Here is a 25,119-nt window from a genome sequence, read left to right as displayed (position 1 = left end):
GAGCTGATCCGGAAGGGTGTCGCGCGGAGTCAAATCCGGCCGGGCGGGCGGTGGTTGGGGAACGAAGAACGGCACCTCCGGCTCACGGGGGAACAAGCCGGAGGTGCCGCGTCTAATGTTGCGCGATCAACTAATCTCGCGCTGAGCTGAACCTAAGTCCTGACGACTGCCCAGGTCAAGGGCGTCGCGCAGGCTCACCGAGGGTGCTCCGGACGATCCGCCCGGTGACTCCGTGCACCCGTAGATCGGCATACGGACGGCTCGGGTCGGCGGCGAAATGCGCCAGCTCGGCGCGGCTCCAGCCGGCCCAGAACTCGGCCAGTTCCGGCCCGTCCCGCCGCTCGCCCCGGGCCCGGGCGGCCGGCTGGTCCAGCTCCAGCCAGATCAACCGGGCCAGCAGCGGCCGGAGTTCGCGACGCCCGGCACCCACCCCCTCGATCAGTACCACCGGCGCGGCGGGCACCCGCCGGCTGCCCGTGAAACGGCGCAACACCCAGTCGTAGACCTGGTGTTCGGCCGGCTCGCCGCGGCTCAGCGGGTCGAGCAGCTGCTTGCGCAGCCGCCCCGTCCAGCCGAACGGCTCACGGTGCGTGGCCAGGTCGTCCAGGTGCACCACCGGCGCCCCGCCGAGCGCCGTGGCGAGCCGGGTCGCGAAGGTGGTCTTCCCCGAGCCGGCGTGCCCGTCCACGCCGACCAGCCGCACCGGACCGCAGGACGGCGGCAGTGCGCGCAGCTCGGCGGCCAGCGAAATCAGGTCGGATCGGGTCACCGCCCCACTTTACGGGCGGCCCGGGTCCGACGTGGTGGCAGCGGGGGTCCGGGTGATGTGCCGGACCGGACCGTGACGGCACGCCCCGTATCGGGCATACTCACATCGCCAAGCCCAGTGAACGGGCGTTCACCGCGATCCGGTGCCGCCCGGGCCGACCCTGCCGTGCCGTACCCGAACCCCCAGGGACCGGCGCCCGACCGAGGAGGCGACGTACCGTCATGACCCCCGCCGCTGCCAAGCCCGTGGACCGCCAGCTTCCCAGCGAGGAGGCCCGGGAGCTGCTCGCCCTCACCAGGGACCTGGTGCGCAACGAGGTGGAGCCGCGCGCCGCCGAGGACGAGGCGGTCGGACGGTTCCCGCGCGAGGTGTTCGCCACCCTCGGTGAGGCCGGGCTGCTGTCGCTGCCGTACGACGAGCGGCACGGCGGCGGTGGGCAGCCGTACGAGGTGTACCTCCAGGTGCTGGAGGAGCTGGCGGCCGGCTGGCTGGCGGTCGGGCTCGGGGTCAGCGTGCACACGCTGTCCTGCCACGCGCTGGCCACCTTCGGCACCGACGCGCAGCGCGAGCGCTGGCTGCCCGGCATGCTGGGCGGCGAGCAGCTCGGCGCGTACTGCCTCTCCGAGCCGCAGTCCGGCTCCGACGCCGCCGCGCTGCGCACCCGGGCCGACCTGGACGGCGAGAGCTACGTGGTGAACGGCACCAAGGCGTGGATCACCCACGGCGGGCACGCCGACTTCTACAGCACGATGGCCCGCACCGGCGTGGACGGGCCGCGCGGGATCAGCTGCCTGCTGGTGCCCGGCGACAGCACCGGCCTGTCGGCCGCGCCGCCGGAGCACAAGATGGGCATGCGCAGCTCGCCCACCGCCCAGATCCACTTCGACGGCGTCCGGGTGGACCGGGACCGCCTGGTCGGCGAGGAGGGGCAGGGGTTCCAGATCGCGCTGTCCGCGCTGGACTCCGGCCGGCTCGGCATCGCCGCCTGCGCGATCGGCGTGGCCCAGGCCGCGCTCGACCTCGCGGTCGAGTACGCGGGCACCCGGCAGCAGTTCGGCCGCCCGATCGCCGAGTTCCAGGGCCTGTCGTTCATGCTGGCCGACATGGCCACCAAGGTGGAGGCCGGGCGCGCGCTCTACCTCGCGGCGGCCCGCCGCCGGGACGCCGGGATGGCGTTCTCCAAGGAGGCCGCGATGGCGAAGCTGTTCTGCACCGACGCCGCGATGGCGGTCACCACCGACGCCGTCCAGGTGCTCGGCGGGTACGGCTACACCCAGGACTACGCCGCCGAGCGGTACATGCGGGAGGCCAAGGTGCTGCAGATCGTCGAGGGCACCAACCAGATCCAGCGCCTGGTGATCGGCCGGCACCTGACCGGTCGCTGACCGCCGCTCCGGCGTCCGCCCGCGGGCGGACGCCGGAGCCGGTCGGGATCAGTGCCGGACCAGACCGGCCCGCGAGCGCTGGGCGGGGACCCGCGAGCGGCGCTCCAGCGGGCCCGCGCCCGGGGCGCTCGCGTGCGAGAACGGGCTGGTGCGCCAGTCGAACTCGGCGGGGGAGCTGCCCAGGGCCAGGCTCTCGACGGCGGCGTGCTCGATCGAGTCGCACTCCGTCAGGTCGTCGGTCGGGGCGCCGGTGCCGGGGCAGAGCGCGGGGGAGAACGGGTGCCAGGCGGTCGGCAGCACCGCGTGCTGCGGCAGCTGCTCCTCGTCGCCCAGCAGGGCGATCGGACGGTCGCACTCGGGGCAGTGCACCCGGAAGATGTCCCAGGTCTCCATCTCGCCCGGGTCCACCCCCGGGAAGTCGTCGAGGTCGAAGCGTTCCTCGTCCTCCGCAGCGGCGCGGGAAGGCTGTTCCACAGCAGGCATCTGATCCCCCTCGGATCGGGCCCGGCCGACGTCGGCCCTGGCCAAGAGCACCATTTCCCGCTGACGGGGCCTCATAATCCTGCGTCCGGACGCAGTGTGATGCACGCCATGTGGCGCTCGCCACATTCACGCGGCATGTGCCGGAGCGTGCGCCCCCCGGACCCGTACCGGGCCCTGCCGACCCCCTGCTGTCGGCGGCAGGGGTTGCGGGGCAGTAGGTTTGCGCACTGTGGAGGATCTCGACCAACGCATCGTTCAGCTGCTCCTCGAGGACGGCCGGATGAGCTACACGGACCTGGGCAAGGCCACCGGCCTGTCCACCTCGGCGGTGCACCAACGTGTGCGCCGCCTCGAACAGCGCGGGGTGATCCGCGGCTACACGGCGATCATCGACCCGGACTCGGTCGATCTGGCGCTCACCGCCTTCATCTCCGTCAAGCCCTTCGACCCCAGCTCCCCGGACGACACCCCGGACCGGCTGGCCGGGCTGTCGGAGATCGAGGCCTGCCACAGCGTCGCGGGCGACGAGAACTACATCCTCAAGGTGCGGGTCGGCGCCCCCGGCGACCTGGAGGACCTGCTGGCCCGGATCCGCAGCGCGGCGGGGGTGTCGACCAGGACCACCGTGGTGCTGTCCACCCCGTACGAGGCGCGGCCGCCCAAGTTGTAGCCCGGGGACGGCGGGGCGGCCGTGCGGGTGCAGACTTGTGCCTCATGAGCGCATCCACCACCCCCCGGACCGTGCTGCTGCGCGGCGGTTCCGTCTACAGCCCCGCCGACCCGTTCGCCACCGCGATGCTGGTCGAGGGCGAACACATCGCCTGGGTCGGCAGCGAGGGCGCCGCCGAGCCGTACGCGGCGACCGCCGACGAGGTGGTCGAGCTGGACGGTGCGCTGGTCACCCCGGCGTTCGTGGACGCCCACGTGCACGCCACCTCGGCCGGCCTCGCGCTGACCGGCCTCGACCTGACCGGCTGCCCCTCGCTGGGCGAGGCGCTGGCCGCCGTCACGGCCTTCGCCGCCGCCGGTCCCGGCGTGCTGATCGGGCACGGCTGGGACGAGACCAAGTGGCCCGAGGGCCGGCCGCCGACGCTCGCCGAGCTGGACGCCGCCGCCGGTGGCGCCGCCCTCTACCTGTCCCGGACCGACGTGCACTCCGCGCTCGCCTCCAGCGCGCTGCGGGAGCTGACGACGGGTCTGGCCGACCGCGCCGGGTACCACCCCGACGGCCCGCTGAGCCGGGACGCCCACCACGCCGTGCGCCGCGCCGCGCTCGCCCACCTGACGGCGGATCAGCGCCGGGCCGCCCAGCGGGCCGCGCTGACCCGGGCCGCCGAACTCGGCATCGGCGCCGTGCACGAGTGCGCGGGCCCGGACATCTCCTCCGAGCAGGACTTCACCGAGCTGCTCGCGCTGGCCGCCGAGGGCGCCGGCCCCGAGGTGTTCGGCTACTGGGGCGAACTCGCCCCCGCCGGGGTGGAGACCGCCCGCCGGCTGGGCGCGCTGGGCGCGGCCGGGGACCTGTTCGCGGACGGCGCGCTCGGCTCGCACACCGCCTGCCTGCACGCCCCGTACACCGACGCCGAGCACACCGGGGCCGCCTACCTGACGGCCCGGCAGGTCGCCGACCACGTCGCCGCCTGCACCGAGGCGGGCCTGCAGGCCGGCTTCCACGCCATCGGGGACGCCGCGCTGGGCACCGTGCTGGAGGGGGTCAGGGCCGCCGCCGACCGGGTCGGCCTGGACCGGGTCCGGGCCCGGCGGCACCGGGTCGAGCACGCCGAGGCGCTCGACCCGAAGGCCGTCGCGGCCTTCGCCGAGCTCGGCCTGACCGCCTCGGTGCAGCCCGCCTTCGACGCCGCCTGGGGCGGCCCGGACGGCATGTACGCCCAGCGCCTGGGCGCCGAGCGGGCCGCCGGGCTGAACCCGTTCGCCGGGCTGCTGCGGGCGGGCGTGCCGCTGGCCTTCGGTTCGGACGCCCCGGTCACCCCGCTGGACCCCTGGGGCACCGTCCGGGCCGCCGCCTTCCACCGGACCGCGGAGCACCGGATCTCGGTCCGGGCCGCCTTCACCGCCCACACCCGGGGCGGCTGGCGGGCGATCGGCCGGGACCAGGACGGCGTGCTGGTCCCCGGCGCGGTGGCTAGCTTCGCCGTCTGGGCGGCCGCCGACCTGGTGGTCCAGGCCCCCGACTCCCGGGTGGCCGGCTGGTCCACCGACCCCCGCTCCGGCACCCCCGGCCTGCCCGACCTGACCCCGGGCTCGCCGCTCCCCACCTGCCTGCGCACGGTGGTCCGGGGCCGCACGGTGTACGCCGCCTGACCGCCGACCGGGTCGGCCCGGACCCTGGGCGACCGGGTGTCGAGGATCCGGGGTACCGTCTTCCGATCAGGATGGACCTGCACAGACAGAGAGGTGGTGCGCGGATGGCACTGCCCGTCGAGCAGGAGCACCCCGTGGCCGCACCCGAACCGGAGCCCGCCGCCCCCCGACCGGGGCGGCCCGGCCGGCTTGTCGCCGGCCTGCCCCGGACCGGGCTGGCGGTGCTCTGCGGTCTGCTGCTGGCGCTCGCCTTCCCGCCGTACGACGCCTGGCCGCTCTCGCTGGTCGGGGTGGCCGGCCTGTCGCTGTTGACCTGGGGGCGGACGGCGCGGCAGGGGGCCTGGACGGGCTTCGCGTTCGGGCTGCCGTTCTTCCTGCTGCTCCTCTGGTGGCTGCGGGTGATCGGCCTGGACGCGACCATCGGCCTGTCGGTGATCGAGGCGCTGTTCCTGGCGGCGCTGGGCGCAGGGCTGGCCGCCACCTCGCGGCTGCCCGGCCGGCCGGTCTGGGCGGCCTGCCTCTGGGTCACCCAGGAGTGGGCCAGGGACCGGCTGCCGCTGGGCGGCTTCCCCTGGGGCCGGCTGGCCTTCGCCAACACCGCCACCCCCTTCACCCCGCTGGCCGCCCTCGGCGGCGCGCCGCTGGTCACCTTCGCGGTCGCGCTCTGCGGCACCCTGCTGGCCTGGGCCGCGCTGCGGCTGCGCCGGGGTCCGCACCGCTCGCTGCCGACCGCGGCGCCGGCCCTGGCGGGCGCGCTGGCCGTGCTGCTGGCCGGGTACCTGGTGCCGGTCCCGACGGCCGCCGCCGAGACCGTCAAGGTCGCGGTGATCCAGGGCAACGTGCCCAACCCCGGCATGCACTTCCTCGGCACCCCGATGACGGTGCTGAAGAACCACGCCGCCGCCACCGAGCAGCTCGCCGCCGAGGTCGCGGCCGGCCGGGCCGAGCGTCCCGACCTGGTGATCTGGCCGGAGAACTCCTCCGACTTCGACCCGTTCACCAGCGCCGAGGCGTACGGCCGGATCGACGCCGCCGTGAAGGCGATCGGCGTCCCCGTCCTGGTCGGCGCGCTGGTGAACGGCCCGGACGAGCAGCACGTGCTCAACCAGGGCATCGTCTGGGACCCGAGGACCGGCCCCGGCGCCTCGTACACCAAGCAGCACCCGGTGCCGTTCGGCGAGTACGTGCCGTTCCGGGACCAGCTGTCCAAGGTGATCACCCGGCTCCAGCAGGTCGCCCGGGACTTCTTCCCGGGCACCGGCAGCGGCGTGCTCCAGCTCGGGCCGGCCCGGATCGGCGACGTGATCTGCTTCGAGGTGGCCTACGACGAGATCGTCCGGGACACCGTCAACCAGGGCGGCCGGGTGCTGGTCGTGCAGACCAACAACGCCACCTACGCCAAGAGCGGCCAGCCCGACCAGCAGCTGGCGATGTCCCGGCTGCGGGCGGTCGAGCACGGCCGGGCCGTGCTGATCGCCGCCACCAGCGGGATCAGCGCGATCGTGGCGCCGGACGGCACGGTGACCCACCACACCGAGGAGCTGACGGCGGCCCAGCTGAGCGCGGTCGTCCCGCTCCGGGACGGCCGGACCCTGGCGGACCGGGTCGGTGCCGCCCCCGAGTGGGTGCTCGCGCTGGCCGGGCTGCTGGCCTGCGGCCTGGTGGTGCTGGACGGGTTCCGCCGTCGGAGGGGCGCCGGAACACCGGCCGAGTCCTAGTCGTTGTGCCAGGTGGTGCCCGGTAGCCCGGCCGGAACAGCCGGTCGGGCGGTGGAGCGGGCAGCACGATGGAGTGGATTCGTACCGTGAGCCAGCAAGTTCCCCAGGCCCCGTCGGCACCGCGCAGCCGGGTGCGGCGGGTCCTGCCGTTGTTGATCGCCGCCTGGCTGGTGCTGGAGATCTGGCTGCTGACCGTGGTCGCCTCGGCGACCAGCTGGTTCGCGGTCCTGTTGCTGCTGCTCGGCGGGGTGCTGCTGGGCGGCTGGCTGATCAAGCGGGCCGGGCTGAAGGCGATCTCGGCGGCGATCGAGCAGAGCAGGCAGCCGCAGTCCCAGCAGCCGCAGACCGGCACCAGCATGACGGTGCTGGCCGGCATGCTGCTGATGCTGCCCGGCTTCCTGTCGGACGTGCTCGGGCTCTCGCTGCTGTTCCCGCCGACCAGGGCACTCTGGCGGGCGCTGGGCCGCCGGTTCGCCAGTACGGCGCTGCGCTCCGGCGCGCCGGTCGGCCATGACCCGCTGGCGGACGCGGTGCGGCTGCAGGAGCAGATCCGGATCCACCGCCCCGACGGCAAGGTGATCCAGGGCGAGGTGGTCGACCCGGCGCCGTCGGCCGGCGACCGGCCGGACACCGACCACCGGCCGCCGCTCAGCGGCTGAGACCGACCGGTCGACGGGTACGGCCGACCGGCCGTACCGGAAAAGCCGAGGGGCCCGGGCTTCGGGAGAAGCTCGGGCCCCTTCGGGTTCGGGTCGCCGCTGGCGTGCGGCGCTGGGTCAGGCGCTCTTGCGGGTGTCGCGGGGGTGGACCGCGAGGTTCATCCCGCCGGAGCGGAGTACGGCCAGGCGCTCTGCCAGGACCTCCTCCAACTCCTCCCTCGTCCGACGCTCCATCAGCATGTCCCAATGGGTGCGCGTCGGCTTGGTCTTCTTCTCCTCCGGCTCATCACCGTCCAGCAGCATGGCCTCCTGGCCACAGAACCGGCATTCCCAAGCCGAGGGGATCTCCGCCTCAACGGAGAAAGGAACCTCGAATCGGTGTCCGTTCTGACATGCGTACTCAACGGTCTGGCGGGGAGCCAGATCAATTCCACGGTCGGTCTCGTAGCTAGTGGCCCCGAGTCGCGTGCCGCGGAGAGCTCGCTCGCTCATGAATCGTGCCTCCAGGGCTTATGGCCCACAGGACTAGTGGTCGCTGTCATCGTCGTTCGGTCAACGCTCGGCCGTCGACGAAGATTCCCGTCCGGGGACATGCGTCGCCTGTCGTACCGCCACTGTTTGTACCCATCGTCGCCCGTTTTGTCACATCTGAACGGATTTATCACCCAGCGTGTCACCAAATGTGCGGAGAGCGACCCGGCTACGGGTGGCGCGCCAGCTTACCGCTGTCGGGTCACCACACCGGACGCGGTCGGACCGCAGGGGGCTCTTTCGGCATTTCAGGGGGGCCGGCCGGGGTGGCGGAACCGGCCTTGAGGTCGACCGCCGGGGCCTCGGTCCTGGTGTCCCGGTGCGGCAGCAGGGTGATCACCGCCTCCCGGTGGGCGGCCGGTGCCTCGTCGTCCAGCGGGTCCACGGTGACCGGCACCTGGAGCCGGACCGGGGCGCTCGCGCCGATCCGGGCGTAGCCGCGGCCGGGCGGGGTCCGGTTGGCCGGGGTGATGTCCAGCGGGCCGGTCAGCACGGCCTCGGCGCTGCCGGGGGTGGCCGGGCCGAGCATCACCCGGGCCCGGGTGGTGGCCCGCACGGTGGGGGAGATCCGGTCGTAGGCGGCCAGGTCGTCGGCGACCACCACGGTGACCCGGGCGGCCCGGCCGTGCCGGAGCGGGAGCTCCAGCAGCTCCTGCGGGTCGGGGCGGCCCTCGGCGTGGGCCAGCTCGGTGAGCTCGGTGGGGTGGTCGAGCAGCAGCCAGAGCGGACGGGTGACGTCCTCGGGGGCGGCCACGCCGTGGTGGCGGGCGGCGTTCAGGGCGGTGAGCCGGCGTTCGGTCTCCTGGGCGGCCCACTCCAGGGCGGCCAGCGCGCCGTGCAGGCTGGTCTCCACGGTGTGCACGCCGGGCCGGTTCACCAGGCAGGCGTGCTCGCCGGTGCCGGCCCCGTCGATCACCATCAGGTCGCCGTGCCGGAGCGCCTGCAGCGCGATCGAGCGGATCAGGGTCGAGGTGCCCGAGCCCGCGCTGCCCAGGGCCAGCAGGTGCGGTTCGGAGGAGCGGGCGCCGGTGCGCCAGACCACCGGCGGCTGCTGGACGGTGGCGCCGTTCAGGGTGACCGGGATGGTGCGGCGGCTGCCGTGGTCGTCGGTGAAGCCGAGCACGATCTCGCCGGGGGTGGTGACGAAGGTCTGGGCGGCGATGTCGGTGGCCAGCGGCGCGAGCGCGGTGACCCGCAGCCGGTTGGACTCCTCGTCCCAGTCGAAGCGGTACTCCCTGGACCGGCCCGCCTTGCCCTGGATCACCTGCTCGACCCGGGCCCGGGCAGCGGGCTCGGTGTCGGTGAAGTACGCGGGATAGCCGAGGTCGAGCATGGCCAGCCGGCCCTGGTCGTCGAACTCCCAGCCGCTGAACGCGTCCTGGTAGCGGCCCTCCGGGCCGTAGAGCGGGCTGAGCTCCTCCGGCGCCGCCAGGTAGGGGGTCAGGGCGGCGTAGAGCGCGGTGAGCTTGAGGTCGGCGGCGTCCGGCTCGGGGTCGGCGGGCGACGCCTTGGGGGAGCGGCCGACCCAGGCGGCGCTGGCCATCAGGGCGACCAGGGCGAGCAGCGGGCCGTGCGGGAGCAGGAAGACGCCGAGCACTCCGGCGGCGGTCAGGAAGACCGTCGGGCCGCGCTTCTCCTTCGGGGTGGCGGCCCAGCGGGCCTTCAGCCACTCGGAGTGGCGCCGCAGGCCGCGGCCGATCACGGTGAGCGGGGCGAACATGTCGGAGGCGTGGTCGCCTGCGGTCCGGGCCAGGTCGCGGCCGCGGCTGAGATGGCGGGTCAGGGACATTCGGGACTTCTCCCCGGGCAGCTCGGGACGGGTTTGGGGGTGCGTACGGCCCGGGGCGGTTGGGCACCGCACCCGGGCCGGAGGGAAATCCGAGCCGCCGTCAGAACTTCAGGCCGCCGAGCAGGCTGGCCAGGCTCGCGCCGCCCGCCTGGATGCTGGGTGCGATCGAGGACCCCGCGATGTAGAAACCCAGCAGCGCGCACACCAGCGCGTGCGAGATCTTGAGGCCGTCTCGCCGGAAGAACAGGAAGGCGATGGTGCCGAACAGGACGATGCCGGAGATGGAGAGAATCACGCGACTGCTCCTCGATCTGGGGACGGCGGGGACGCATAAAAAGGAAAAAGGCGTAACCGAAAGTGCCCCAATCGTGACAAAAAGTAATAGATGATGGAACGTGGCAAACGGGTGGATCTCGCCGGACCGCCTGGCTGGGCCGTACACGAGCGGCAAATTTCGCCCGAACGGCCGCTCGACCCACCCCACCGCGTGTCGTCCGATACCGTGCGGTACGGCACTACCGACCCGATCCGAGAGGGCCCCGTCATGGCCGACTCCGCACCCCAGACCCCGGACGCCGAGGTCATCGCACTCGCCGGCAAGCTCTTCGACGCGGCCCGCACGGGCGACGCCGCGCTGCTCACGGCCTACCTGGACGCCGGGGCGCCGGCCGACCTGGCCAACGACCGGGGCGACACCCTGGTGATGCTGGCGGCGTACCACGGCCACGCCGAGACGGTCCGGTCCCTGCTGGCGCACGGCGCCGACCCGGACCGGGTGAACGACCGGGGCCAGACCCCGCTGGCCGGTGCCGTCTTCAAGGGCGAGGCCGAGGTGATCACCGCCCTGCTGGAGGGGAACGCCGACCCGCGGGCCGGTGCGCCGACCGCGATCGAGACCGCCCGGATGTTCGGCAAGGACGATCTGGTGGCCCGGTTCGAACGGCGCTGAGCTGGGCCCTTAGGCTTGGCGACCATGGAGATTCGCACCACCGGTTACGGTCACCCCGACGCGGAGAAGCTCGCGGCCGAGGTTCAGCTTGAGTACGTCCAGCGGTACGGCGGGGCCGATGAGACGGTGATGCACCCGGATCACTTCGAGCCGCCCGCCGGGCTGTTCGTGGTCGGCTACCTGGACGACGTGCCAGTGGCCTGCGGCGGCTGGCGGGTCAAGCAGGCCGGGCCGGAGGACGTCCGGGACGGTGACGCCGAGCTGAAGCGGATGTACGTCTCCGCGAGCGCCCGGGGCCGGGGCCTGGCCCGGGCCGTGCTGCGGCACCTGGAGCAGGCCGCCGCCGAGGCCGGGCTGACCCGGCTGATCCTGGAGACCGGCACCGAGCAGCCGGAGGCGATCGCGCTGTACGGCTCCGAGGGTTACCTGCCGATCACCAAGTTCGGCCTCTACAAGGACTCCCCGGAGAGCCTCTGCTTCGGCAAGCAGCTCGGCTGACCCTTCCGCTCACCGAAGCCGGGCCCGTGATCCGTCCGGGCCCGGCTTCGGCGTCCGGGGTCGGGCCGGGCATAGCCTGGAAGCCGTGCGGAGGTGAACCGGATGCCGAACAGACGCCCACCGACCGGGGAGCTGCTGGCCGCCCGGATCGCCCGGCAGACCGTGGTGCTGGCCGGTCTGGAGCCGCTGGTCCGGGCCGACGGGCCGGACGCGGTGCACCGGATGCGGGTCGCCTGCCGACGGCTGCGGAGCGCGCTCCGGGAGTACGGCGGGCCGGAGTCGCCGGTGGGGGCCGGGCTGCGACGGCTCGGGCAGGCGCTCGGGGCGGCCAGGGATGCCGAGGTGCTCGGCGCCGCGCTGTCGGCCGCGGCCCGGGAGCTGCCCGCCGAGTGCGAACCCGGGCTGGTCGCGGCCGAGCTGGAGCGGTGGGCCGGGCAGCGGGCGGCGGCCGCCCGCCCGGAGGTGCTGGCGGCGCTGGACAGCACCTGGTACCGGTCACTGCTGGGCGGGCTCGGTGAGCTGTCGACCCGGCCACCGGACGGTACCGGCCTGCCGCCCCACCGGAAGCTGGCCCGGCGGGCCGAGCGCCGGGTGGCCCGCCGGCTCGCCGCGACCCGGGGTCTCACGGGCGAGGCGCGCGACGTGGCGCTGCACCGGGCGCGGAAGGCCGCCAAGCGGGCCCGCTACCTCGGGGAGACGGCCGACGCGGCGGGGCTGACCCGGCGGATGAAGGCGGTGCAGGAGGAGCTGGGCGCGCACCAGGACGCGGTGGTCGCCCGGCAGGCGCTGCGGGAACTGGCCCGGACGGCGCACCCGTTCGCGTACGGGGTGCTGTACGCCCGGCAGCTCGCGGTCGGGTGCGAGCCCGAGCGGGTCGAGCGGCTGCTCCGGCCGGGGTGACCGGTCAGAGGCCGGCCGAGCGGGCGGCCTCGGCGAGCAGGTCGCGGAGCATCGGGGTGGTGAGGCGGCCGGTGTAGGTGTTGCGCGGGCTGACGTGGTAGCAGCCGATCAGTTCGAGCGGGGCGCCGCCGTCGGTGGCGGCCAGGGTGACCCGGGCGCCGTGGCCGAAGGCCGGGCGGGGGCGGGGCAGCTGCCAACCGGCGGCGGCGAGCGCGGGGAGGGCCGCCTGCCAGGCGAAGCCGCCGAGGGCTACCACGGTCCGGACGGTGGGGCGCAGGAAGGTCAACTCCCGGGCGATCCAAGGGCGGCAGGTGTCGCGCTCCTCGGTGCTTGGCTTGTTCTCGGGCGGCGCGCAGCGCACCGGGTCGGTGATCCGGACGCCGTACAGCTCGAGACCGTCGCCGTGCACCACCGAGCCGGGCCGGTTGGCCAGCCCGAGCTCGTACAGCGTGGCGTACAGCAGGTCGCCGGACGGGTCGCCGGTGAAGATCCGGCCGGTCCGGTTGGCGCCGTGCGCGGCGGGGGCCAGGCCGACCAGCAGCAGCGCGGCGTCCGGCGGCCCGAAGCCCGCGATCGGGCGGGCCCAGTAGTCCCAGTCCTGGTACGCGCGGCGTTTGACCCGGGCGGCCTCCTCGCGCCAGGCCACCAGGCGCGGGCAGGCCCGGCACCCGGTGACCTCCCGGTCCAGGGTGGCCAGGTCGGGGAGCAGATGGGCCTCGGCGGGATGCATGGCGTCGATCCTAGGCACGGCGACGCCGGAGTAGCGTGGAGGGCGGGTCCGTGCGGCCGGCGTTTCCCGAGGTGGCGTGATGATCGTTCTTGGCGCTGTGGTGGCGGTGCTCCTGCTGGCGGCGGTGCTGGCCGGGGCCGGGACGCGGGTGGTGCAGCAGTACCAGCGCGGGGTGGTGTTCCGGTTCGGCCGGGTGCGGGAGGAGATCCGGCAGCCGGGGCTGGTCTTCCTGGTCCCGGCGGTGGACCGGATGAAGAAGGTGAACATCCAGATCGTCACGATGCCGATCCCGGCCCAGGAGGGCATCACCCGGGACAACGTGACGGTCCGGGTCGACGCGGTGGTCTACTTCAAGGTGGTCGACCCGGTCCGGGCCTCGGTGGCCGTGCAGGACTACGAGTTCGCCATCTCGCAGGTGGCGCAGACCTCGCTGCGGTCGATCATCGGCAAGAGCGAACTGGACGACCTGCTGGCCAACCGCGAACCGATCAACCAGGGGCTCGAACTGATGCTGGACAGCCCGGCGCTGGGCTGGGGCATCCAGATCGACCGGGTGGAGATCAAGGACGTCGCGCTGCCCGAGTCGATGAAGCGCTCGATGTCCCGGCAGGCCGAGGCGGAGCGCGAGCGGCGGGCCCGGATCATCACCGCGGACGGCGAGTTCCAGGCCTCCACCCGGCTGGCCGAGGCGGCCACCATCATGAGCCGGGCACCCGCAGCGCTCCAACTGCGGCTGCTGCAGACCGTGGTGGAGGTGGCGGCGGAGAAGAACTCCACCCTGGTGCTGCCGTTCCCGGTCGAGCTGCTGCGCTTCCTGGACAGTGCCACCCGCCGGGTGGAGGCCGCCGGGGCACCGGAGCCGAAGGCCGCGCGGGGCGTCGAGCAGCTTGAACTCCCCGACCTGGACGAGGTGCTGGCGCATCCGCTGCTGGGTGGCGGTGGTGGTGGCGGCGGTGCAGGGTGAAGGGTGAGGGGTGCAGGGGGACCGACGGCAGGAGGCGGGACGATGACCACTGCGGGTGACATCATGCACACCGGGGCCGAGTGCGTCGGGGAGCAGCAGACGCTGGCCGACGCGGCCCGGATCATGAAGGAACGGGACGTCGGCGCACTGCCGATCTGCGGGGAGAACCAGAAGCTGCTGGGGATCCTGACCGACCGCGACATCGTGCTCAAGTGCGTGGCGGAGGGCCGGGACCCGAGCACCGTCACGGCGGGCGAACTCGCCCAGGGCAGGCCGATGGTGGTGGAGGCGGACGAGGACGTCGAGCAGGTGCTGCGGGTGATGGAGCAGCATCTGGTGCGGCGGCTTCCGGTGATCAACCACCCGGACCACGAGCTGGTCGGGATGATCAGCGAGGCGGACATCGCGCGGGGGATGCCGCAGGAACGGGTGGCCGAGTTCGTGACGACCATCTGCGCGGAGTAGAGCCCTTGGGCAGGTGCTTCGGCATCTACGGTCCAGGGGCTCGGGGCTGTGCTGTGGTGCGGCTCCGCCGCGTGGGCGACGCCGGCCTTTGGCAGGTGGTTCGGGAGAGTCAGGGGCTCGGGGAACTGCGACGCCGGCCCTTGCAAGGTGATCGTCGCGTAGGTGGTCAGGCACTTTCGCAGTGACCCGAGCGCCAGATGTCCTCGCAGTTCCCCGAGCCCCTGGGTAGTAGACCGTTGAGCGCCTGCCTACAGTGCAGCCCCCGAGCCCCTGGGTAGTAGGCCGCTGAGCACCTGCCTACAGCGCAGCCCCGAGCCGCTGGGTAGTTGACGGCTGAGCGCCTGCCTACCGCGCGGCCCCGAGCGCCTGTCAGGCCCGGGAAGGCGTAGAGGGTTGGGCCGGGCGGCGGTGTGTCAGGCGGTGGTGGTGGCGCCGGCCAGGGCGGACCAGACCACCTCGGGGTGGCGGATGTCGCTGTGGGCACCGGAGAACGGGGACTGGTCCTTGGCGATGATCTCGTCACCGCGCAGCCGGTAGAAGTGCCCCGACCGCAGGGGGTACGGCGTCCCCGCGGGCCGGAGGTCGAACTGTTCGGTGCCGTCCTGCTGGAAGCCGTCGTGGCCCATGCCGCCCCAGCGGTAGGTGAGGTCGGAGGCTGCCTGGTCGTCCTCGTTGCTGAGCAGCGAGGCGGCCGGGTACCACCAGCCGACCGCGCGGTCGCCGAGCGAGAAGGTGGACTGGAGCGGGCCGGCCACCCGGTCGGAGAACGGGGCCAGGAAGCCGTTGCGGCTGCGGTCGACCGGGATCGGGGCGGCGAAGCCGAAGTGCGAGAAGGCGCCCTGGATCAGCAGCAGTGAGGCGACCGGGCTGCCGACGCCGTCGGGCAGGCCGGGGAGGGCGAAGGCGACCAGCCGGGCGCCGAAGCTGTGGCCCAGCAGGTGCACCCGGAGGCCGTTGCCGGCGACCCGGCCGAGCAGCGGGCCGAGGCCGGTGCGGCCGATCACGCCGGCCCGGTTCTTCATCTCGTAGTAGCCGGCGGTGCGCAGCGCCTCCCGGGCGCCGTGCCAGAGCACCTTGAACGGGTTGGGGAAGCCCTGGGCGTCGCCCTGTTCGCTGGCCAGACCGGCCAGCGCGCTGAACACCTCGCCGGTGGGCTTGGTCAGCACGGCCTCCTGGCCCTTGTCCTCGTCGGCCAGGGCGGGCGAGGTGACCAGCCCGGCCACCAGGCGGTGGGCGTTCGCCAACTGGGCGGACTCCTGGGGCTGTTGCTCCAGCAGGGTGGTGATCTCGATCAGCTTGGCCCGCTCCGGTGCGGCGAAGGCCGGGGCGAGCGCGGTGGCGAGTTCGGCGGGGGTGGACGGGGTGGAGGGCGTGTCGGGGGCGTCCTCGGGGAACAGCAGGGAGGGCCAGAAGAGGCCGACCACCCCGGCCTTCCCCTGCCGGTCGGGGGCGAACTTGCCGATCTGGTGCGAGAGTTCGTCGAAGGTGTAGGCGTAGAGGTTGCGGGCGCCGGTCTCCGAGTTGTTCCAGCCGTGCGAGAAGACGAACAGCTCGCGCACCCCGGTGCCGGGCAGTCCGGCCACCAGGCCGTCGTCGTCCAGCAGGTGTCCGTCCTGGTCGAAGCGGACCTCCCAGTACGGGAGCCCCGCGATCGGATCTGCCATGGTCAACCCACTCCTCGGTACTAGACGTTGGACATCACACGCATCAGGTCGAGCAGCCCGTGGCCCTCCAGGTAGCGGTCCCGGCCGAGCGAGGTGGCGTTGGCGCAGAACAGCTCCTTGACCTCGCGCGGGCGCCCGATGAACTCCTCCCGGACCGAGAGGAAGGCGGCGATCGCGCCGGAGACGTGCGGGGCGGCCATCGAGGTGCCGCTCTGCTCCACGTAGGTCGGCAGGCCGGCGGGATCGGCCCCGGCCGGGAACAGGGTGGCGAGTTGGGCCCGCAGCTCGCCGGTGGCGCAGGAGGTGATCCGTTCGCCGGGGGCCAGCAGGTCGGGCTTGAATCGGCCGTCCAGGGTGGGGCCCTTGGAGGAGCTGTAGGTGACGCCGTACTCGTGCGGGCGGTCGCGGTGGGTGGAGCCGACGGTGATCGCGCCGTCCGCGTTGCCGGGGTCGGTGATGGTGGCCAGGACCGCGCGGTTGTCGCCGCCGCCCTCGCTCGGCAGCCGGCCGGCGAAGCCGCCGTTGCCCGCGCTGACCACGACCACCACGCCGCTGGCGGCCAGCAGGTTGACCTCGCGGCAGAGCGGGCTCTGGCCGCAGGCGTACTCCCGGGCGTCCCAGGCGCAGCCGAGGCTGAGGTTGACGCCGTGGATCAGCAGCAGCCGGCCGCCGGTGTTGACCTTCTCGCGGACGTAGTAGAGCGCCTCGATCACCGCGCTGGAGGAGGTGACCAGGCCGGGGGCGCGTTCGGCCAGCACCTTGAGGCTGACCAGACCGGCCTGCGGGGCGATGCCGGTCAGGGTGCGGCCGTCGCCGAGGGTGCGGGTGTGCCACTCGGGCAGTTCGCCGCCGGTCAGCCGGAGTTGGCCGATCAACGGTGATAACTGAGTGGGCAGTCCGCCCGCGATGATGCCCGCGACGTGGCTGCCGTGGCCGGCCGGGTCGGTCAACGGGGACCTCGGCGGGGCGGGCTCCGGGCCGCCGGCCACCAGCCCGGTGAAGTCCCGGTGCAGGTGCTTGGTCGGGCCGGTCAGGTTGCCGGCCGCGAAGTGCGGGTGCCGCCGGTCGATGCCGCTGTCCAGTACCGCCCAGACGATGCCCCGGCCGCTGGCGGCGTACGCGCGTGACACCGCGTCCGCCTTGATGGTGGCGGCGGAGCGGTCGATGTGGGCCTCCAGGGTGTAGTCCGGCCAGACCCGGAAGACGGTCGGCCGGCCCGCCCGGTCGCGTTCCAGCAGGTGCTGGATCTCGGTCGGGCTGAGGAGGCAGCGGAGGTAGCTCGCGGCCACCGGGCGCGGCTTGGGAAGCTGGGGGAAGACGGTCCGGAAGAGGTTCAGGAAGGCGGTCCTGGTCGATCCGGTCTCCGCGTCCCGGGTCAGGTCGAGCTCGACCAGGACCGGGCTGCGGTTCTCGGCCAGCACCGGGACCACCGCGCTGCGCCGCTCCGGTGGCGAGTCGGCCCGGAGGGCCGGGGAGACCGCGTCCCGGGCGAGGCCGGCCCGGTCGGGGTCCTGTCCGGCCGCGCTGTCGGCCGGCCTGCCGGGTCTGCCGGTCATCGCAGGGCCTCCTGTCAGCGCCGTACGCCCCCGGACTCCACGATCCGCCTGCCCGCCGGGCCTGTCATCCGCGCTGCTCGCGCAGGGCGTCCCGGAGCAGTTCGGCCAGGTGGACGGCCCGGCGGCCGTCGCCGAGCAGGCCGATCTGGGTGCGGCAGCTGAAGCCGTCGGCGAGCAGCACGGTGTCCTCGTCGGCGGCCCGGACGGCGGGGAGCAGGACGCGTTCGGCCAGCGCGACCGAGACCTCGTAGTGGCCGCGTTCGAAGCCGAAGTTCCCGGCCAGGCCGCAGCAGCCGGAGTCGAGCACCCGGTTGTCCAGGCCGGTCCTGCGGTCCAGCGCGCGGTCGGCGGCGGTGCCGAGGACGGCGTGCTGGTGGCAGTGGGTCTGGGTGATCGCCCGGACGCCGTCCAGCCGGGGGAGTTCGACGCCCTCGCGGTCGAGGAACTCGGCCAGCGTGTGCACCCGGCCGGGGACGTCGCCGGCCGCTGCGCCGAGCAGCCGGGGCAGCTCCTCGCGCAGGGCGGCGGTGCAGCTCGGGTCCAGGCCGAGCACCGGCAGACCGGCCGGCAGGGCGGCCAGGCTGCGCCGCAACACCCGCCGCGCGACCCCGAGTTGGCCGGTGGAGTGCCAGGTCAGCCCGCAGCAGACCGGGCCCTCGGGCAGCCGGACGGTGTAGCCGAGCTGCTCCAGCAGCTCGACGGCGGCGCGGGCCGGGGCCGGGTCCAGGTGGTTGGTGAAGGTGTCCGGCCAGAGCAGCACCTCCCGGCCGCCGGGGGCGGCGGTCCGGCGGCGGAACCAGCGTTCGAAGGTCTCGGGGGCCAGCGGCGGCAGCTCGCGGCGGGGGTCGATCCCGCCGATCCGCTGGAGCACGGTGGCGGCCGGCGAGCGGAACAGCCGGTTGAGCAGGCGGCGGGGGACGGGCAGCCGCAGGGTGAGCGGCAGCCAGCCCATCGAGTAGTGCCCGGCCGGGCGGAGCCGCCGCCGGTGGTGCTGGTGCAGGAACTCGCTGCGGTACGTCGCCATGTCGACCTGGGTCGGGCAGTCGCTGGCGCAGCCCTTGCAGCCCAGGCAGAGGTCGAGCGCCTCGCGGACCTCGGCCGAGCGCCAGCCGTCGGTGACCAGCTCGCCGCGGAGCATCTCGCCCAGCAGCCGGGCCCGGCCCCGGGTGGAGTGCCGCTCCTCCCCGGTGACCTGGTAGCTCGGGCACATCACCCCGCCGCCGTCGGTGGAGACGCACCGGCCGACCCCCACGCAGCGGTGCACGGCGGTGAGCAGGCTGCCGCCGTCGCGCTCGTATGGCAGGGCCAGCGGCAGCAGGTCCCGGCCGGGGAAGCGCAGGTCGGCGTCGAGCGGGCGGGGGCCGACCACGGTGCCGGGGTTGAGCAGGCCGGCCGGGTCCCAGATCCGCTTGAACCGGCCGAACAGGTCGATGATCTCCGGCGGGTACATCCGGGTCAGCAGCTCGCCCCTGGCCTGCCCGTCGCCGTGCTCGCCGGAGAGCGAGCCGCCGTGTGCCACCACCAGGTCGGCGGCCTGCTCCATGAACTCCCGGAACTCCGGCAGCCGCTGAGGATCGGTCAGCGGGAAGTCCAGCCGCAGGTGGATGCAGCCCTCGCCGAAGTGCCCGTACGGGATGCCGCGCAGCCGGTGCCGGCCGAGCAGGGCGCGCAGCGCGCGCAGGTAGTCGCCGAGACGCTCGACCGGGACGGCGGAGTCCTCCCAGCCCGGCCACGCCTCGCCGCCGTCGGGCAGCCGGGTGACGATACCCGCCCCCGCCTCGCGGACGGCCCAGAGCCGGCGCTGCTCGCCGGGGTCGGTCACCACGGCGACGGTGGCCCGGGGCTCGCGGCGGACGGCGTCGGCCAGTTCGCGGGCGGCGGCCAGCGCGGCGGCGGGCGTGGCGCCGCCGGTCTCCAGGAAGAGCCAGCAGGCGCCGTCCGGCAGCCGGTCGAGGGCGGGCGGCCGCCGGCCGGCCGCGAGCAGCGCGGCGATCAGGTCGGCGGCCATCCCCTCGGCGGTGAGCGGGCGGAGCGGAAGCAGGGCGGGCACGGCGTCGGCGGCGGCCGTCTCGTCGGGGTAGCCCGCGACCACCAGGGCGGTCGCGGGGGGTGCCTCGACCAGCTCGACGGTGGCGCCGAGCAGGACCGCACAGGTGCCCTCGGTGCCGGTGACCGCCCGGGCCAGGTCGTAGCCGCGCTCGGGCAGCAGCGCGTCCAGGTCGTAGCCGGAGGTGCGGCGGGGCAGCGCGGGCATGCCTTGGCGGAGGGCGGGAAGGTGAGCGGCCGTCAGGTCCTGGAGGGCGCGGTGCAGCTCGCCCTCGCGGCCGGGGCGCTCCCGCAGCGCGGCCCGTTCGGCGGCCGAGCGCGGGCCGGTGACGGTCAGTTCGGTGCCGTCGGCGAGCAGCAGGTCGAGCGCGCGCAGGTTGTCGGCGGTGCGGCCCCAGGCGATCGAGTGCGAGCCGCAGGAGTCGTTGCCGATCATCCCGCCGAGCGTGCACCGGCCGTGGGTGGACGGGTCGGGCCCGAAGCGCAGCCCGTACGGGGCGGCGGCGGCCTGCAGCCGGTCGAGCACGGCGCCGGGCTCGACCCGGGCGGTGCGGGCGTCCGGGTCCACCGCGAGCACCCTGCCGAGGTGCCGGCGGAAGTCCAGCACCACGGCGCCGGGGCCGATCGCCTGGCCGCCGATGCTGGTGCCCGCGCCGCGCGGCACCAGCGGGACGCCGTACTCGCGGCAGAGCCGGACGGCGGCGCGCACGTCGTCGGTGTCGGCGGGCTTGACCACGCCGAGCGGCGGGTGCCGGTAGTTGGAGGCGTCGTAGCCGTACACGGCGCGCTCGGCGGTGTCGAAGCGGACCTCGCCGCGGAGTTCGCGGCGGAGTTCCTCGTGCAGTGCGGGGGCCGGATCGCTGCTGGGCATGGGACAGATGATCGCAGCGCGGCGGGCACCCCGGTGGGAGGTGACGCCATGTCATATGGCACCCTCTGGGGGCATGAGCGATGATCACGTCGAGCCGAGCCCGTACGTCGCCGGACTGCCGTTCGGCCGGGAGCTGCCGCTGCCGGAGTGCGTGGCGTGGGAGACCTTCCCGTTCGCGGGGGAGATGACGGTCCGCCCGCTGGAGCCGCCGGTGCTGCCCGAGCCGCCCCGGCACGGCGAGGACGGTCCGGAGAGCTGCGACATCTGCCGCCGGGCCGACGAGTCCTACCTGTGGACCGACGAGCACTGGCGGTTGAGCGCACTGAAGGAGCCCAGCGGACTGCCCGGCACGGTGCTGCTCTGGTCGCGGGAGCACCACGACCTGGCGGACTTGCCGGCCGAGCGGGCCGCCGAGATCGGCCCGATGCTCCAGCGGGCGGAGCGCGCGGTGTCCGCGCTGGGCGGGATCGCCCGGGTGCACGTCAGCCGGTGGGGCGACGGCGCCGCGCACCTGCACTGGTGGCTGTTCGGCCGACCGGAGGGCATGCTCCAGCTGCGCGGCAGCGACATGCCGCTGTGGGGCGACGCACTGCCGCCGCTGTCGGCGGCCGACTGGCAGGCGAGCAACCGGCGGATCGCCGCCGCGATGGCCGAGGGCGGCGGCACCGCGCACGTCTGACGGGTCGTCAGCGCCGCCCGGTCACGGCGGTGCGGGCGATCTGCCCCAGCTTGGCCACCTCGAAGGCCGGGTACGCCCCGCTCGCCAGCAGCGAGAACTTCACGCCCTCCCGGCCGTCCGGGCGCCGGTACCCCTCGGGCAGGAAGGCACGGTAGTACTCGGTGGCGCGGTGGAAGAACTGGGGGCGCTCGGCCCGTGGCACGCACCCGGCCAGCTCCAGGACGAACAGCAGGTGCCGCACCATCCGGGTGAACAGGTACGGCCGCACCGGCGCCAGCTCCCGCCGGTCGTCCAGCAGCTCGAAGCTGCTCCGGTACTGCTCGAACAGGTCGAAGTGGCTGCTGCCGGGCGAGCCGGCCGGGTGCAGGGTGTGCCGGCGGCGGATCCGGACGCAGTCGCGGTCCAGCACCGCGATCCGCTCGGCCGCCAGCATCGCCCGGTGCACCACCGGGACCTCCTCGTACCGGCCGTCCGGGAACTCCGGCGCCCCCGCGCGGCGCAGCAGCCGGTCCCAGACCAGCGGCGGCGCACCGAGCAGTTCGGGGTGGTCGAGCGGTCCGAACACCCCGCTGCCGACCCCCGCCAGCAGCTGCGCCGAGCCGCCGGGCCAGACCTTGCCGCCGTGCTCCCGGCTGTGGCCGAACAGCAGCACGTCCACCGGCCCGGTCCCGGCCAGCCGGTCCGCCATCGCGGTCAGCGCCCCGGGGCCGAGCAGGTGGTCGCTGTCCAGGAACAGCAGGTACTCGCCGGTGGCGTGCGCGGCACCCGCGTTCCGGCTGCGGCCGATGCCGACGGCGGCGTTCAGCCGGAGCATCCGCACCCGGGGGTCGCGCAGCTCGTACGCCGCCGCGACCCGCTCGGGGGACTCCGGGGAGCGGTCCACCACCAGGATCACCTCGAGCCCGGGGAGGGACTGCGCGAGCAGCGAGTCCAGACAGTCCGTCAGCTGCTGGTGCCGGTCGTGGACGGGGAGGACGACGGAGATCAGCGGGTTGTGCATGGCCGGGAGGCTAGGGGCGTGCACACGGTCCGGCAAAGGGGCGAAAGCGGGCGAAACGGCTGATCAGCGGACGGAACCGGAGCATCGTGCCCGATACCTTCACCGCACGCCCACCACCTGCGTGAACGCGCCGAAGGGCGGCCACACCCGGTGGGGTGCGGCCGCCCTTCGGCGCGGTCCGGTTCTAGTACCAGTTGTGGGACTGCCAGAAGCTCCAGGCGGCGCACGGGCTGCCGTAGCGCTCGTTCATGTAGCTCAGGCCCCACTTGATCTGGGTGGCGGGGTTGGTCCGCCAGTCGGCGCCGGCCGAGGCCATCTTGGAGCCCGGCAGGGCCTGGACCAGGCCGTACGCGCCGGAGGAGGCGTTGGTCGCGGTGACGTTCCAGGTGCTCTCGTGCTCGACGATGTTGCTGAAGCACTGGAGCTGGCCGGCCGGGACGATCTGGGCGGCGATCTCCTTCGGCGAGCCGGTCGGCGCGGCCAGCGCCTGACGCTGCTGGCTGCGCGAGGCGGCCTCGGCGTCGGCCTTCGCCTTGGCGTCCGCCTTGGCCTTCGCGTCGGCGGTGGCCTGGGCCTTGGCGGCGGCGTCCGCCTCGGCCTTCGCCTTGGCGTCGGCGGCGGCCTTCGCGTCCGCGGCGGCCTGGGCGTCGGCGGCCGTCCTGGCGTCCGCGTCGGCCTGCGCCTTGGCGGCGGCGGCCTTGGCGTCGGCGTCCGCCTGGGCCTTGGCGGCGTCGGCGAGCGCCCGGGCCTGCGCCTCGCCGGACTGCTGGGCCTCGGCGGCGGCGCTGGCGGCGGCCGAGACGGCGACCGACTGCGGGGCGGCGGCCTGGGCGGTGGGAGTGTCCTGCGGCAGTGCCAGGGCGAGGGTGGCGGAGCCCGCCACGGCCAGGGTGGCGACACCGGTGATGATCGCGTTACGGCGGTTCTTCAGCTGCTGGAACTGCATGGAGGGAACAACCTCTTCCGTCGGGCGGGGCCGGAACGAGGCGCACGGGTACCGCGAAGCGTGTTCGAGCTGAACAGGCCCGGGTGCCGTGGACTCGGACGGCCGGGACGCCCCGTGGTGAGACGGGGCTGGCGGGGGAGGGCGGACCGGCTCTGCAGGACCGGTTGCTGCCTTACGACCTGGACATTCTTGGCAGACCGCTCCGGCGGAGGCAACGACCCCTGATACGACTGCCGGTAGTAGACACGGCAGCGCGCCCGGCCTCGGTCGGACGCTTCGGACAGCCGTACCCCACCCGCGCCCCGGACAAACCCCTCGTCGGCGATCCCTGGTCTGACCAGGGGTGTTCCGCCCCGCCCCGACGCCCGGGCGGCCGGTCGGACCGGGGTGAGCGCCTTTACCCCGGGTTTATCAACTATCGGCGGCAGTAGGTCGCGCCACCCCTGTGGGCGGGCTCACAGGAACCGGACGGCGAGGTCGGCGGAGCGCGACCGGGCGGTCACCGGAAACCCCCGGTCGGCGCGGGCGGCGCCGACGACGCGCGGTCGGCGGAGCTTGGCGCCCGCCCGCGCCGCTGGGAGGATCGGCCGAACCGGTACGAACGAAGCAAGGGGCGGGGACGATGGGTTTTCTGGCGTTGGGCGCACTGGTGCTGGTCGTCGGCGGGTGCGTCTGCGTGGTGTGGGCGGACCGTGGGGGGCCCCGCTGGGTGCGGCTGGTGGCGCGGGCGACGGTCGGGGCCGGGGAGCTGGTGCGCCGGGCCGGGCGCAGCCGACGGCGCGGCGTGAGCCAGGGGGACAGCAGCGGCGACTGAGGCGGTGGCGGACGGGGCGGAAGTCGGGAAGGGTGGCGGGCATGGTCTCAGTGGTGCAGAACGTGGCGATCGACTGTGCGGACGCCTATCAGCTGGCCCGGTTCTGGAGCACGGTGACCGGCCGTCCGCTCGACCCGGACTGCCGGCCGGGTGACCGCGAGACGCAGGTGCTGCTGGCGGAGGGCCCGGTGCTCTACTTCAACCAGGTGCCCGAGGCCAAGCAGGGCAAGAACCGGATCCACCTGTGCCTGCGTGCCGAGACCTCGCGCGACCAGGAGGTGGAGCGCCTGCTCGGGCTCGGGGCCGGCCTCGTCGCCGACCACCGCCGTCCCGACGGCTCCGGCTGGGCGGTGCTGGCCGACCCCGAGGGCAACGAGTTCTGCGTGCTGCGCAGCGCGTCGGACCGGGCCGCGACGGACTCCTGACGCTCAGCCGGTCGGTCTCAGCCGCCGTCCTGGCCGTCCGGCCGGTCGTGGTCGGGCCAGACCGTGATGTGGTCCCGCTCCAGCACCAGCCGGACCCGGTGCGCCAGGCCCAGCGACCGGGTGAACTCGCTCGGCAGCTGGAGCCGGCCGACCCGGTCCAGCACGGTGTACTCCTGGGCGGTGAGCCCGCCGTCGGTACTGCTCAGGGCCTGCCGCCGGAGCACCTCGGTGGAGGTGCGCCCGTCCCGGATCCGGACCGTGCGGCGGACCTGGTCGGCCACCAGCGGGTCGTGGGTGACGATCAGCACGGTGGTGCCCAGCTCGGTGTTGGCGGCGCGCAGGGCGGCGAAGATCTCCTCGGAGGTGGCGGTGTCCAGCTCGCCGGTGGGCTCGTCGGCGAGCAGCAGGCGTGGCCGGTTGGCCAGCGCGACGGCGATCGCCACCCGTTGCTGCTCGCCGCCGGAGAGCGCGCCGGGGGTGCGGTCGGCGGCCCGGGCGATGCCCATCAGGTCGAGCAGTTCCATCGCCCGGGCGGTGCGCGCGCGGCGCGGCACCCCGGTGTAGCCCATCGGCAGCTGCACGTTCTCACGGGCCGTCAGGTAGGGCAGCAGGTTGCTCGCGGTCTGCTGCTGGACCACCCCGACGGTGCGGCGCCGGTAGGCGGTCCGCCCGCGCTGCTTGAGCGTGCCCAGGTCGGTGCCGGCCACCTCGACGGTGCCGGCGCTCGGGGTGTCCTGACCGGCCAGGATGCCGAGCAGGGTGGATTTGCCGGAGCCCGAGGCGCCGACCAGCGCCAGCAGCTCGCCCTCCTGCACGGTCAGGTCGAGCCCCTGCAGGGCCTGCACCTCCCCGCTGCCCCGGCGGGCGTTCGCGCCGGTGCGGTAGATCCGCACCAGGCTCTCGCACCGCACCATGGGCCGGTCGGCACGGGTCGTGCCCCCCGCCCCGGTCACGGG

Annotated in this window: 25 protein-coding genes; 13 read left to right on the top strand and 12 right to left on the bottom strand. The window is 74.3% G+C overall.

From position 1 onward, the window contains the following. Positions 1-175 precede the first annotated feature (175 nt). Positions 176-769: a uridine kinase gene (locus ACIRPK_RS00590; RefSeq protein ID WP_403030872.1), complete on the bottom strand. Its 594-nt coding sequence runs from the start codon at positions 767-769 to the stop codon at positions 176-178. A 221-nt stretch (positions 770-990) separates the two neighbouring features. Here ACIRPK_RS00590 and ACIRPK_RS00585 point away from each other — a divergent pair, with 221 nt between their 5' ends. Then, the gene (locus ACIRPK_RS00585; RefSeq protein WP_403030870.1) at positions 991-2,154 is read left to right on the top strand and encodes an acyl-CoA dehydrogenase family protein; all 1,164 of its coding nucleotides are present in this window, start codon (positions 991-993) and stop codon (positions 2,152-2,154) included. 48 nt (positions 2,155-2,202) lie between these two features. On the opposite strand, the gene ACIRPK_RS00580 is transcribed toward ACIRPK_RS00585, so the two are convergent. Further along, complete coding sequence (locus ACIRPK_RS00580) at positions 2,203-2,637, bottom strand: hypothetical protein (protein WP_403030867.1); 435 nt, start codon at positions 2,635-2,637, stop codon at positions 2,203-2,205. A gap of 229 nt (positions 2,638-2,866) precedes the next feature. Here ACIRPK_RS00580 and ACIRPK_RS00575 point away from each other — a divergent pair, with 229 nt between their 5' ends. From ACIRPK_RS00575 to fxsA, 4 genes are all read left to right on the top strand, one after another. Further along, positions 2,867-3,307 carry an Lrp/AsnC family transcriptional regulator gene (locus tag ACIRPK_RS00575; RefSeq protein WP_403030865.1) on the top strand — a complete coding sequence of 147 codons (441 nt, stop codon included), beginning with the start codon at positions 2,867-2,869 and terminating at the stop codon, positions 3,305-3,307. 44 nt (positions 3,308-3,351) lie between these two features. Beyond that, entirely contained in the window at positions 3,352-4,959 is a 1,608-nt protein-coding gene (locus ACIRPK_RS00570) for an amidohydrolase (protein ID WP_403030862.1), read from the top strand. Positions 4,960-5,063: 104 nt separating this feature from the next. Beyond that, on the top strand, positions 5,064-6,677 hold the full coding sequence (gene lnt, locus ACIRPK_RS00565; RefSeq protein ID WP_403030859.1) for an apolipoprotein N-acyltransferase: 1,614 nt from the start codon (positions 5,064-5,066) through the stop codon (positions 6,675-6,677). A gap of 86 nt (positions 6,678-6,763) precedes the next feature. Continuing rightward, positions 6,764-7,336: an FxsA family membrane protein gene (gene fxsA / locus ACIRPK_RS00560; protein ID WP_403030856.1), complete on the top strand. Its 573-nt coding sequence runs from the start codon at positions 6,764-6,766 to the stop codon at positions 7,334-7,336. 117 nt (positions 7,337-7,453) lie between these two features. Here fxsA and ACIRPK_RS00555 read toward each other — a convergent pair whose 3' ends face one another. The 3 genes from ACIRPK_RS00555 to ACIRPK_RS00545 form a co-directional block, all read right to left on the bottom strand. Beyond that, positions 7,454-7,828 (bottom strand): RNA polymerase-binding protein RbpA, encoded by a 375-nt coding sequence (locus ACIRPK_RS00555; protein WP_345286024.1) that lies wholly within the window; start codon positions 7,826-7,828, stop codon positions 7,454-7,456. A gap of 241 nt (positions 7,829-8,069) precedes the next feature. Beyond that, the gene (locus ACIRPK_RS00550) at positions 8,070-9,656 is read right to left on the bottom strand and encodes an FtsK/SpoIIIE domain-containing protein (protein ID WP_403030853.1); all 1,587 of its coding nucleotides are present in this window, start codon (positions 9,654-9,656) and stop codon (positions 8,070-8,072) included. Positions 9,657-9,756: 100 nt separating this feature from the next. Continuing rightward, complete coding sequence (locus tag ACIRPK_RS00545; RefSeq protein ID WP_057238163.1) at positions 9,757-9,951, bottom strand: hypothetical protein; 195 nt, start codon at positions 9,949-9,951, stop codon at positions 9,757-9,759. Between the two features lie 249 nt (positions 9,952-10,200). On the opposite strand from ACIRPK_RS00545, the gene ACIRPK_RS00540 reads away from it, so the two are divergent. From ACIRPK_RS00540 to ACIRPK_RS00530, 3 genes are all read left to right on the top strand, one after another. Then, the gene (locus ACIRPK_RS00540; protein WP_403030852.1) at positions 10,201-10,605 is read left to right on the top strand and encodes an ankyrin repeat domain-containing protein; all 405 of its coding nucleotides are present in this window, start codon (positions 10,201-10,203) and stop codon (positions 10,603-10,605) included. 24 nt (positions 10,606-10,629) lie between these two features. Beyond that, positions 10,630-11,103: a GNAT family N-acetyltransferase gene (locus ACIRPK_RS00535; protein WP_403030849.1), complete on the top strand. Its 474-nt coding sequence runs from the start codon at positions 10,630-10,632 to the stop codon at positions 11,101-11,103. Positions 11,104-11,205: 102 nt separating this feature from the next. Next, the gene (locus ACIRPK_RS00530) at positions 11,206-12,003 is read left to right on the top strand and encodes a CHAD domain-containing protein (RefSeq protein ID WP_403030848.1); all 798 of its coding nucleotides are present in this window, start codon (positions 11,206-11,208) and stop codon (positions 12,001-12,003) included. A gap of 4 nt (positions 12,004-12,007) precedes the next feature. On the opposite strand, the gene ACIRPK_RS00525 is transcribed toward ACIRPK_RS00530, so the two are convergent. After that, positions 12,008-12,733: a uracil-DNA glycosylase gene (locus ACIRPK_RS00525; protein ID WP_403030845.1), complete on the bottom strand. Its 726-nt coding sequence runs from the start codon at positions 12,731-12,733 to the stop codon at positions 12,008-12,010. Between the two features lie 79 nt (positions 12,734-12,812). Here ACIRPK_RS00525 and ACIRPK_RS00520 point away from each other — a divergent pair, with 79 nt between their 5' ends. After that, positions 12,813-13,697 carry a slipin family protein gene (locus ACIRPK_RS00520; RefSeq protein ID WP_403030842.1) on the top strand — a complete coding sequence of 295 codons (885 nt, stop codon included), beginning with the start codon at positions 12,813-12,815 and terminating at the stop codon, positions 13,695-13,697. A 42-nt stretch (positions 13,698-13,739) separates the two neighbouring features. Then, positions 13,740-14,162, top strand: a complete 423-nt coding sequence (locus ACIRPK_RS00515) for a CBS domain-containing protein (RefSeq protein ID WP_403030839.1) — start codon at positions 13,740-13,742, stop codon at positions 14,160-14,162. Between the two features lie 413 nt (positions 14,163-14,575). On the opposite strand, the gene ACIRPK_RS00510 is transcribed toward ACIRPK_RS00515, so the two are convergent. The 3 genes from ACIRPK_RS00510 to ACIRPK_RS00500 all read right to left on the bottom strand — a co-directional run bounded on the left by ACIRPK_RS00510 (position 14,576) and on the right by ACIRPK_RS00500 (position 20,299). Next, positions 14,576-15,826: a serine-threonine protein kinase gene (locus ACIRPK_RS00510; RefSeq protein WP_403030836.1), complete on the bottom strand. Its 1,251-nt coding sequence runs from the start codon at positions 15,824-15,826 to the stop codon at positions 14,576-14,578. A 20-nt stretch (positions 15,827-15,846) separates the two neighbouring features. Further along, entirely contained in the window at positions 15,847-17,382 is a 1,536-nt protein-coding gene (locus tag ACIRPK_RS00505) for a S8 family serine peptidase (RefSeq protein ID WP_403030834.1), read from the bottom strand. A 64-nt stretch (positions 17,383-17,446) separates the two neighbouring features. Beyond that, positions 17,447-20,299 carry an FAD-binding and (Fe-S)-binding domain-containing protein gene (locus ACIRPK_RS00500; RefSeq protein WP_403030832.1) on the bottom strand — a complete coding sequence of 951 codons (2,853 nt, stop codon included), beginning with the start codon at positions 20,297-20,299 and terminating at the stop codon, positions 17,447-17,449. A gap of 73 nt (positions 20,300-20,372) precedes the next feature. Between ACIRPK_RS00500 and ACIRPK_RS00495 the strand changes: the two genes are divergently transcribed. Beyond that, positions 20,373-20,978, top strand: a complete 606-nt coding sequence (locus tag ACIRPK_RS00495; protein WP_403030829.1) for an HIT family protein — start codon at positions 20,373-20,375, stop codon at positions 20,976-20,978. Between the two features lie 7 nt (positions 20,979-20,985). On the opposite strand, the gene ACIRPK_RS00490 is transcribed toward ACIRPK_RS00495, so the two are convergent. Together ACIRPK_RS00490 and ACIRPK_RS00485 are read right to left on the bottom strand one after the other, a co-directional pair. Beyond that, a complete protein-coding gene (locus tag ACIRPK_RS00490; protein WP_403030826.1) occupies positions 20,986-21,978 on the bottom strand; it encodes a glycosyltransferase family 2 protein in 993 nt (330 codons plus the stop codon). Positions 21,979-22,162: 184 nt separating this feature from the next. Beyond that, a complete protein-coding gene (locus tag ACIRPK_RS00485) occupies positions 22,163-22,924 on the bottom strand; it encodes a lytic transglycosylase domain-containing protein (protein WP_403030824.1) in 762 nt (253 codons plus the stop codon). 622 nt (positions 22,925-23,546) lie between these two features. Between ACIRPK_RS00485 and ACIRPK_RS00480 the strand changes: the two genes are divergently transcribed. Both ACIRPK_RS00480 and ACIRPK_RS00475 read left to right on the top strand, forming a co-directional pair. Next, a complete protein-coding gene (locus ACIRPK_RS00480; protein WP_403030821.1) occupies positions 23,547-23,738 on the top strand; it encodes a hypothetical protein in 192 nt (63 codons plus the stop codon). A 41-nt stretch (positions 23,739-23,779) separates the two neighbouring features. Beyond that, the gene (locus ACIRPK_RS00475; RefSeq protein WP_403030818.1) at positions 23,780-24,163 is read left to right on the top strand and encodes a VOC family protein; all 384 of its coding nucleotides are present in this window, start codon (positions 23,780-23,782) and stop codon (positions 24,161-24,163) included. Between the two features lie 17 nt (positions 24,164-24,180). Here ACIRPK_RS00475 and ACIRPK_RS00470 read toward each other — a convergent pair whose 3' ends face one another. Further along, positions 24,181-25,077: an ABC transporter ATP-binding protein gene (locus tag ACIRPK_RS00470; protein WP_403030816.1), complete on the bottom strand. Its 897-nt coding sequence runs from the start codon at positions 25,075-25,077 to the stop codon at positions 24,181-24,183. Positions 25,078-25,119 lie beyond the last annotated feature (42 nt).

Origin of the sequence: Kitasatospora sp. NPDC101801 (genome assembly GCF_044766665.1) — a bacterium.
Taxonomy (GTDB): domain Bacteria; phylum Actinomycetota; class Actinomycetes; order Streptomycetales; family Streptomycetaceae; genus Kitasatospora.
Note: the sequence above shows the minus strand (reverse complement) of the source record. Positions and strands in the feature narration are given on the sequence as shown.

Coding starts and splice junctions, on each gene's coding strand:
- ACIRPK_RS00510 (WP_403030836.1), bottom strand. CDS start 15,826: ATGGCAGATCCGATCGCGGGGCTCCCGTACTGGGAGGTCCGCTTCGAC.
- ACIRPK_RS00570 (WP_403030862.1), top strand. CDS start 3,352: ATGAGCGCATCCACCACCCCCCGGACCGTGCTGCTGCGCGGCGGTTCC.
- ACIRPK_RS00515 (WP_403030839.1), top strand. CDS start 13,740: ATGACCACTGCGGGTGACATCATGCACACCGGGGCCGAGTGCGTCGGG.
- ACIRPK_RS00555 (WP_345286024.1), bottom strand. CDS start 7,828: ATGAGCGAGCGAGCTCTCCGCGGCACGCGACTCGGGGCCACTAGCTAC.
- ACIRPK_RS00520 (WP_403030842.1), top strand. CDS start 12,813: ATGATCGTTCTTGGCGCTGTGGTGGCGGTGCTCCTGCTGGCGGCGGTG.
- ACIRPK_RS00530 (WP_403030848.1), top strand. CDS start 11,206: ATGCCGAACAGACGCCCACCGACCGGGGAGCTGCTGGCCGCCCGGATC.
- ACIRPK_RS00525 (WP_403030845.1), bottom strand. CDS start 12,733: ATGCATCCCGCCGAGGCCCATCTGCTCCCCGACCTGGCCACCCTGGAC.
- lnt (WP_403030859.1), top strand. CDS start 5,064: ATGGCACTGCCCGTCGAGCAGGAGCACCCCGTGGCCGCACCCGAACCG.
- ACIRPK_RS00550 (WP_403030853.1), bottom strand. CDS start 9,656: ATGTCCCTGACCCGCCATCTCAGCCGCGGCCGCGACCTGGCCCGGACC.
- ACIRPK_RS00505 (WP_403030834.1), bottom strand. CDS start 17,382: ATGACCGGCAGACCCGGCAGGCCGGCCGACAGCGCGGCCGGACAGGAC.
- ACIRPK_RS00495 (WP_403030829.1), top strand. CDS start 20,373: ATGAGCGATGATCACGTCGAGCCGAGCCCGTACGTCGCCGGACTGCCG.
- ACIRPK_RS00485 (WP_403030824.1), bottom strand. CDS start 22,924: ATGCAGTTCCAGCAGCTGAAGAACCGCCGTAACGCGATCATCACCGGT.
- ACIRPK_RS00585 (WP_403030870.1), top strand. CDS start 991: ATGACCCCCGCCGCTGCCAAGCCCGTGGACCGCCAGCTTCCCAGCGAG.
- ACIRPK_RS00535 (WP_403030849.1), top strand. CDS start 10,630: ATGGAGATTCGCACCACCGGTTACGGTCACCCCGACGCGGAGAAGCTC.
- ACIRPK_RS00500 (WP_403030832.1), bottom strand. CDS start 20,299: ATGCCCAGCAGCGATCCGGCCCCCGCACTGCACGAGGAACTCCGCCGC.
- ACIRPK_RS00470 (WP_403030816.1), bottom strand. CDS start 25,077: ATGGTGCGGTGCGAGAGCCTGGTGCGGATCTACCGCACCGGCGCGAAC.
- ACIRPK_RS00580 (WP_403030867.1), bottom strand. CDS start 2,637: ATGCCTGCTGTGGAACAGCCTTCCCGCGCCGCTGCGGAGGACGAGGAA.
- ACIRPK_RS00475 (WP_403030818.1), top strand. CDS start 23,780: ATGGTCTCAGTGGTGCAGAACGTGGCGATCGACTGTGCGGACGCCTAT.
- ACIRPK_RS00480 (WP_403030821.1), top strand. CDS start 23,547: ATGGGTTTTCTGGCGTTGGGCGCACTGGTGCTGGTCGTCGGCGGGTGC.
- ACIRPK_RS00490 (WP_403030826.1), bottom strand. CDS start 21,978: ATGCACAACCCGCTGATCTCCGTCGTCCTCCCCGTCCACGACCGGCAC.
- ACIRPK_RS00540 (WP_403030852.1), top strand. CDS start 10,201: ATGGCCGACTCCGCACCCCAGACCCCGGACGCCGAGGTCATCGCACTC.